Source organism: Candidatus Magnetaquicoccus inordinatus, from assembly GCF_004217665.1.
GTDB lineage: Bacteria > Pseudomonadota > Magnetococcia > Magnetococcales > Magnetaquicoccaceae > Magnetaquicoccus > Magnetaquicoccus inordinatus.
The window spans coordinates 17,013-24,623 of the sequence record NZ_RXIU01000028.1 but is presented as its reverse complement, the minus strand read 5'-3'; the positions used below and the strand labels follow the sequence as shown (position 1 = coordinate 24,623).

The 7,611-nt window shown below is 50.9% G+C and carries 7 protein-coding genes and 1 pseudogene; all 8 read right to left on the bottom strand.

Annotated elements, in window-relative coordinates:
• Nucleotides 1-330 (bottom strand): annotated as a pseudogene (locus tag EJP87_RS04120) (NADH-quinone oxidoreductase subunit N); the annotation flags it as partial.
• Between the two features lie 90 nt (nt 331-420).
• Complete coding sequence (locus tag EJP87_RS04115; protein ID WP_130470593.1) at nt 421-1,905, bottom strand: NADH-quinone oxidoreductase subunit M; 1,485 nt, start codon at nt 1,903-1,905, stop codon at nt 421-423.
• A 96-nt stretch (nt 1,906-2,001) separates the two neighbouring features.
• The gene (nuoL, locus tag EJP87_RS04110; RefSeq protein ID WP_130470592.1) at nt 2,002-3,915 is read right to left on the bottom strand and encodes an NADH-quinone oxidoreductase subunit L; all 1,914 of its coding nucleotides are present in this window, start codon (nt 3,913-3,915) and stop codon (nt 2,002-2,004) included.
• Nucleotides 3,916-3,941: 26 nt separating this feature from the next.
• Nucleotides 3,942-4,244: an NADH-quinone oxidoreductase subunit NuoK gene (nuoK, locus tag EJP87_RS04105; RefSeq protein WP_130470591.1), complete on the bottom strand. Its 303-nt coding sequence runs from the start codon at nt 4,242-4,244 to the stop codon at nt 3,942-3,944.
• A 4-nt stretch (nt 4,245-4,248) separates the two neighbouring features.
• On the bottom strand, nt 4,249-4,836 hold the full coding sequence (locus EJP87_RS04100; protein ID WP_130470597.1) for an NADH-quinone oxidoreductase subunit J: 588 nt from the start codon (nt 4,834-4,836) through the stop codon (nt 4,249-4,251).
• 82 nt (nt 4,837-4,918) lie between these two features.
• Nucleotides 4,919-5,413 carry an NADH-quinone oxidoreductase subunit NuoI gene (nuoI, locus tag EJP87_RS04095; RefSeq protein WP_130470590.1) on the bottom strand — a complete coding sequence of 165 codons (495 nt, stop codon included), beginning with the start codon at nt 5,411-5,413 and terminating at the stop codon, nt 4,919-4,921.
• A 73-nt stretch (nt 5,414-5,486) separates the two neighbouring features.
• On the bottom strand, nt 5,487-6,530 hold the full coding sequence (gene nuoH / locus EJP87_RS04090; protein ID WP_130470589.1) for an NADH-quinone oxidoreductase subunit NuoH: 1,044 nt from the start codon (nt 6,528-6,530) through the stop codon (nt 5,487-5,489).
• 107 nt (nt 6,531-6,637) lie between these two features.
• The coding region (locus EJP87_RS17645; RefSeq protein ID WP_193771126.1) for a molybdopterin-dependent oxidoreductase at nt 6,638-7,611 on the bottom strand (974 nt) is incomplete at its 5' end.

Sequence of the window (7,611 nt, the reverse complement as noted above, 5' to 3'; positions counted from 1 at the left end):
GGAGGTTATCGACAACACATAATATTCACCGCTATCCAGATCATGCCGGCTGAGATACTCTTTGGCCATGAGCAGCGGAAAGGCAGTGGCTATCAAGAGCAACCATTTCATGGCGCGTGCCAAGTAATCATCAACAAAATGGCCACCCATGGTCACTGAAGGCGATGTGCTGGCCAGTCCCGCCAGGATGACCGCTGCCAGGACAATACCGCTTAAGGCCATCAAACCGATGACACTACGGGACTCCTTAGCAGACCAGGCGCTCATCAGCAACAGCCCCATTGCCACCAGAGAGAGTAAAATCTCCGGGGAGAGCAGAACCAAGTTCATTTCCGGTATTTGCACAGCCATATCCCTGAATGCTCCACTGCTGATCTCGTGACCCCTACTGCCCAACAACAACCCAGTTGTTGTGGACGACTAAAACATGGCGATGGCGGCAGAACCGGCCTTGATGGTATTGGCCTGGATCAAAAGCTGTTCCACCGATGCATGCATCATTTTCAAGAATGGTGCAGGATAAAAACCAATCCACAGCACAAGAATCAATAATGGGACAAAAAGAGCAACTTCCCGTTTATTCATATCCTGCAGGGCTGCCACCTCATCGTTGGCAACCACACCAAACAACACCTTCTTGAACATCCAAAGCATATATGCAGCACCAAAAACCAATCCGGTAGCCGCCACCACAGCAACCCCCTTATTGGCCAAATAGGCGCCAAGTAAAATCAAAAACTCACCGATAAAACCGTTGGTACCAGGCAATCCGACCGAGGCCATGGTAAATACCATAAAGATAACAGCATAGACTGGCATACGATGGGCAATGCCTCCAAAGCGGGCAATCTCTCTGGTGTGCATACGATCATAGATCACGCCGACCAAAAGAAAGAGGGCCCCAGAGACCACACCATGGTTGACCATTTGCAAAATACCACCTTCAATACCTTGCTGATTATAGGTAAAGAGGCCAATCGTCACAAAACCCATATGCGAGACTGAGGAGTAGGCAATCAGCTTTTTCAGATCTTTTTGCATCAGGGCGACCAGAGCAGTATAGACAATCGCCACCAACGACAGACCGAAAATGAAGGGGATAAAAAAGCGTGAAGCGTCGGGCAGAATCGGCAGAGAAAAGCGCAGGAATCCATAGGCACCCATTTTCAACAGGATACCTGCCAGGATCACCGACCCTGCAGTGGGTGCCTCAACATGCGCATCCGGCAACCAGGTATGCACGGGCCACATCGGCACCTTGACAGCAAACGACGAAAAGAGACCGAGGAAGAGCCACACCTGCAGACCAAAGGAGAAGGGAATGCTCATCAAGGTCGGAATGGAGAAGGTACCACCCTTAAAGCCCATCACCAGAATGGCAATCAACATCAAGACCGAACCAGCCAGTGTATACAGAAAAAATTTATAGGCTGCATAGACGCGATTTTTGCCTCCCCAGATACCAATCAACAGAAACATCGGTATCAGCATCGCTTCCCAGAAGATATAGAACAAAATAAAGTCCAAGGCACAAAAAACGCCGATCACAAAGCTTTCCAAGGCCAAAAAGGAGACCATATAGCCTTTGACCTGAGTTTGGATACTCTCCCAGGAGGCCAAAATGCAGAGTGGAGTCAGCAGGGCAGTCAGTAAGACAAAGGGCAGGCTGATGCCATCAACACCCATACGGTAGGTAATACCATAGGCTGGCAACCAGGCGGCTTCTTCCATAAACTGAAAGGCAGCGGTGCTGTTATCAAACCCTTTGAGAATCTGCAAGCTGACAATAAAGGTCAGCAGGCTGGTACCCAGAGCCAAATAACGGATCAGTTTAGGGTTATCTTTAACGGCAAAAAAGATAACCAGTGCACCGACCAAAGGAAGAAATGTAACCAAGCTCAACATTGGCAAATCGTCCCGCTCGCAATGAGGTAATCCGTATCCGGGAGAGGTCCACCGGCACCTCTCGACTTTCCCTGAGATCAGGGATCGTTATTACTTTTAAGTATAAAGTGACACCAAGACCAGCACACCTATCAGCATGGCAAAGGCATAATGATAGACATAACCAGACTGTAGTGCGCGCAATTGATTGGCCCAGTGTTGACAAAGGGCGGCAACACCATTGACACAACCATCAACAATTTTACCGTCGCCAGTGAGCCACAACCCTTCGCCGATCATTTTGGCAGGTTGTACAAAAATCCGATCATAGAGACGGTCAAAATACCAGGCATTCAGCAAAAAGCGATAGGTACCCCGGAAATGATCGGCAATGATACCAGGCAGCGAAGGCAGACGGACATAGAGCAGCCAGGCAAGTCCCAGTCCGATCAAAAACATCAAGAATGGTGCCCATTTCACCCACAAGCTCACATGATGCGCATGTTCCATGGCATCGTGTCCTGGCGCCAGGAAAATAGCCGACTTAAACCAACCCAGATGGGTCATCGATTCGCCCAGCATTCCAGAGAAGAGCGCGCCAACCGCAAGAACCATCAAGGGAACCAGCATCACCCATGGGGATTCATGGGCATGGTCATATTTATGATGGTCGGCAGGATGTCCATGAAAGGTCATAAAAATCAGCCGGAAGGAGTAGAAGGTGGTGAGCACCGCACCAATCATCCCCAAGCTCCAGGCAAAGCTACCGACTGCGGTTTGCGAGGCGTAGGCAGCTTCCAAAATGGCATCCTTGGAATAGAAACCTGCCAGGAATGGAAATCCGGTAAGGGCCAACGTACCGATCATCATCATGGCATAGGTGATGGGAATCTTTTTACGCAAGCCGCCCATCTTACGCATATCCTGTTCATGGTGCATGGAGTGGATCACCGCACCGGCACTCAAGAAGAGCAGCGCTTTGAAGAAGGCATGGGTCATCAGATGGAAAATGGCTGCAGAATAGGCAGATACCCCTGCCGCAAAAAACATATATCCCAATTGTGAGCAGGTCGAGTATGCAATAACCCGCTTGATATCATTTTGTACCAGACCAACGGTTGCCGCAAAGAAGGCAGTGGTCGCGCCAATGATGGTCACCACGGTCAAGGCTGTTTCCGAGAGCTCAAACAGCGGTGAGGAGCGGCAGACCATAAAAACACCCGCAGTCACCATGGTGGCAGCATGAATCAACGCGGAAACCGGAGTTGGACCCTCCATCGCATCTGGCAACCAGGTATGCAGAATAAACTGTGCCGATTTACCCATGGCCCCGATAAAGAGCAACAGGCAGATCAGGGTCATGGTATTGACCGGACCCCAGAAGAGAAAATCGACTGTTTGCGGAAATTGTCCGGTCCCGGCCATGCGAAAGACCGTTGCATAATCCAAGGTATGAAAAACTTGATAGATGGTAAAAATACCAAGGGCAAAGCCAAAGTCGCCAACCCGGTTAACCAAAAAGGCTTTAATCGCAGCGTTGCAAGCAGACTCTTTTTTGAACCAAAAGCCGATCAGCAGATAGGAGGCCAAACCGACACCTTCCCAGCCGAAGAAGAGTTGCAGATAGCTGTCTCCGGTCACCAGCATCAACATGGCAAAGGTAAACAGGGAGAGATAACTGAAAAAACGCGGTTGATCGGGATCTTCAGCCATATAACCCATCGAGTAGATATGGATCAAGGTGGAGATACCAGAGACCACAATCAGCATCACTGCAGTCAAGCGGTCGATCAAGAGACCGAACGAGACCCGGAAATCGCCTGAGACGATCCAGGACCAAACCTCTTGGCGCACAGGATCACCGTTGCCAACGGCAATTTCAAAAAAGGTGATGATGGCCAACAGTGCAGAGAGGGACATCCCGGCAATGGTCACCAAACTGGCCAGTCGGTTACCCAGCCACCGACCAAAAAAGCCGGCGATCATGGAGCCAAACAGAGGTGCCAGAACGATCAATAGATATTTGCTCATAGTTCACATTCCACGGCCAAGTCGGCTCAACCTTTCAGGGTGTCAATCCGTTCCACATCGATGGTCGCCCGATTGCGGAAGAAGGCGACCAAAATAGCCAAACCGATCGCTGCTTCCGCCGCCGCAACCGCCAGGACGAAAAAGGTGAAGATCTGTCCGTTGACATCATTGTTGTAGTGAGAAAAAGCCACAAAGTTGATGTTTACAGACAAAAGAATCAATTCAATACTCATCAAAATGATGATCACGTTGCGCCGGTTGAGAAAGATCCCGAACACACCAGTGGTGAACAAAATGGCACCAAGAACCAAGAAATGATGCAGTGACATTGTCTTAAGCTCCTTCACCAGGTTTCCGATGCACCAGCTCCACCGCTTCGGAGCGTGAACGGGCAATCTGTTGGCTGATATTCTGCCTTTTTGCACCGCTTTTCCGCTCGCGCAGGGTCAAAACCACAGCACCGACCAGGGCCACGAGAAGAATCAGCGAAGCCAGTTCAAACGGATAGAGATGCTGAGTATACAAGGAGCGTCCGATGGCCAATGTATTGGGTATACTGCTGGCAGCGGCTGGAAGGGCATGGCTGTGTGAGAGAACCACAACAAACTCAAGCAAAATGACACCCCCCACTGCCAACCCAAGCGGCAGATGGTTAATCGCTTGCTCTTTCAGTTCATTCAGCTCCATATCCAACATCATCACCACAAACAGGAACAATACCGCTACCGCTCCCATGTAGACCATAACCAACAGCGCGGCCAAAAATTCGGCTTCCAGGAGAACAAACAGTGCAGCGGTGGAGAAGAAGGTCAAAATCAATAACAGCACCGAATGCACCTGATTGCGGCTACTGACCACCCCGATTGCCGCCAGGGCCGTAACGGCCGCAAAAGCGTAGAATATGACATCGACCACCATCATCGGACTCACCTTTTCCCATGCTCCTGAGGATACACCTTCTGCCCCAGTGGACAGTCAATAAACATCTGAATATACAAAAAGATTAACGATAACGGGCATCTGCCAACAAATTGGCATCAATGGACTCTTTCCGCCGCTCATAATTGCCCAGCAGACGCTGCTTGTCAGCAACCAGACCCTCCCGTGTTTCGGCATAGAACTCAAAGTTCTGACTCAGAATAATGGCGTCAACCGGGCAGGCTTCCTGACAATAACCACAGTAGATACATTTGGCCTGATCAATGTCATAGATTTGGGTCAGCCGTTTTTCTGCCGTACTGCTGGGATCGATGGTAATGAAGATGGCCTGTGCCGGACAGACCGCCTCACACAATTTGCAGGCCACGCATCTCTCTTCGCCCTTTTCATCCCGACGCAGTGCATGTTCGCCGCGAAAACGTGGCGACAGAGGCGTTCTCTCTTCAGGATATTGTATCGTTATATTGGGCTTAAAAAAATAGCGCAGGGTGACGGCCAAGCCATCAGCCAGTTCGCGCAAACCAAAGGTCCATACCCACCCTTTTACACCGACACTCATTGCTCTTCCCCGCCGTAAGGGTTGTTCACCCGTTTTTCAACGTTGCCAAGAGGCCCACCCAATCAGCACCCACCTAAACTTTGCCAAACAGATGCAATCCCACTGCCGTCAAAAACACCCAGGTAAGGGAGATGGGCAAAAACACTTTCCAGCCCAGACGCATCAATTGATCATAGCGGTAGCGTGGAAATGTGGCGCGAATCCAGAGAAAGACAAACATCAGAAAACCAGCTTTGAGAGCCAGCCAAATGATGCCAGGAATAAAGGAGAGTAGTCCAATCGGTGGCATCCACCCTCCCAGAAACAGCAAACTGCCTAAGAAACTGATCAAAATCATGTTGGCATATTCACCCAGGAAAAAGAGCCCAAAGCTCATTCCTGAATAGTCGGTAAAATAGCCAGCCACCAATTCAGCCTCTGCCTCAGGCAGATCGAAAGGTGAACGATTGGTCTCTGCCACACCAGAGATAAAGTAGATGACAAACATGGGCAGCAGAGGAATGACATGCCACACCTCCCGTTGCGCCTCGACAATATCCTTCAGGCTCAGACTGCCGCTCAACAGGATGACCGGAACCAGGGTAAAACCGAGCGATACCTCATAGGAGATCATTTGTCCGGCAGAGCGCATGGAACCCAAAAATGCAAAGCGGGAGTTTGATGACCAACCAGACATTAAGACGCCATAAACGCCAATGGAAGAGATGGCCAAAACATAGAGGATGCCGACATTAATGTCTGCCAGAATCAACTCAGGTGAAAAGGGAATAACCGCCCACATCAATAGTGCAGGGACCAAGGTGAGAGCTGGCGCCAGGAAAAAGACTGCACGCTTAGCCCCTTGGGGAATCAACGTCTCTTTGCAAAAGAGTTTGATGGCATCGGCAAAGGGCTGCAAAATTCCCCAAAAGCCCGCGCGGTTGGGACCGTAGCGGACCTGCATGTAGCCGATCACTTTGCGCTCGGCTAAAGTGTAGTAGCTGACCAGGATCATGACCGGCGTGATCAACAGGATAATCTTGATCAACGTCCAGACCAAGGTCCAGACCAACGGCCACCATTGCGGACCCAGTAGCGCCAAACCCTGATTTTGGATGAAAAGATTCAGTTCAGTCATCGTCTTGTCCGGTTACTCACCGTGCGAAAAAGAGTCTCAGGCCATCATCTGGGAAAACATCCCCAGCCATTATGTCTGGAAGTGCATAAACCACTTCCTACTACCGATTACAGCGCTACAAGGCTGACTTGGGCAAATCCACCGTCCCAATTACAGAGATCCTGCATCAAGGCAGCGCTCTGTCCCATATCTCCAAACACCACCCGCGCTGGTACTTTCTCATCCAGACTGGCGATACACTCCAAATGGCGCTCCGCACTGATAATGCGAATCTTTTGCCCGTTGGCGATACCAGCCTTGTTGGCGTCATGCGGATTGATCCGAACACTGCCTAAAGGAGCGCTGCGTCCCAAAGTCAGTTGACTTAAAATGCTGGACTGACGGGCAATGGCATCATCCTGGAAAAAGGGAGGCTCCAAAACCAGTAACACCCCTTCGCCATCTGATGCTCCATTGGCAATGGGCAAACCGGTAGTAACCGGTTTGTGGTCACAAGCCGCCGTCAATTCACCAGCCTCCAAATCATCCAAAGCATAACGATGATCGGCGGTGGCCAGCAGCGATTGCAGAGCTTCGCGCGTATTGTAGGGCAGTGGTTTGGCAAAACGGTCGCTCAAAGCACGAAAAATCCGCCAATCCTCTTTGGCCTGCAGCGGACCCATCACTGCCAAATCACTGCGTTGTGCGCGCCCTTCCAGATTGGTCAGGGTAGCCACTCTTTCAGTGGTCGCCAAACCGGGCAATACCACCGCAGCCTTTTGTGCCGCCGCTGTTTGATAGGCACCCACATAGATCACCAGGGCTTTGGCCAAAGCACTGCGCGCCAAAGCGGTATCGACACCCTCCAGGGTGGGATCACAACCCAGCAAAAACAAAACGCGAATTTCACCATTGGCAGCCGCTTGCAAAATCTGTTGTGCATGGCGGCCATGCCGTTCCACACGGCGATAACCAGGACCGCGATGGGGAACCACACCCAGATCCTGAGCTGCCGCCGCATTACCACGACTGACCACCCGATTGTAGCCGTTCCACTGACTGTTCAACGCCCCCACACGCTCCAGGAGTGCCACTGCCGCAC

What these genes read in the sequence shown, in the direction of transcription:
- EJP87_RS04115 (WP_130470593.1), bottom strand. Translation starts at nt 1,905, where the DNA reads ATGTTGAGCTTGGTTACATTTCTTCCTTTGGTCGGTGCACTGGTTATC.
- nuoL (WP_130470592.1), bottom strand. Translation starts at nt 3,915, where the DNA reads ATGAGCAAATATCTATTGATCGTTCTGGCACCTCTGTTTGGCTCCATG.
- nuoK (WP_130470591.1), bottom strand. Translation starts at nt 4,244, where the DNA reads ATGTCACTGCATCATTTCTTGGTTCTTGGTGCCATTTTGTTCACCACT.
- EJP87_RS04100 (WP_130470597.1), bottom strand. Translation starts at nt 4,836, where the DNA reads ATGATGGTGGTCGATGTCATATTCTACGCTTTTGCGGCCGTTACGGCC.
- nuoI (WP_130470590.1), bottom strand. Translation starts at nt 5,413, where the DNA reads ATGAGTGTCGGTGTAAAAGGGTGGGTATGGACCTTTGGTTTGCGCGAA.
- nuoH (WP_130470589.1), bottom strand. Translation starts at nt 6,530, where the DNA reads ATGACTGAACTGAATCTTTTCATCCAAAATCAGGGTTTGGCGCTACTG.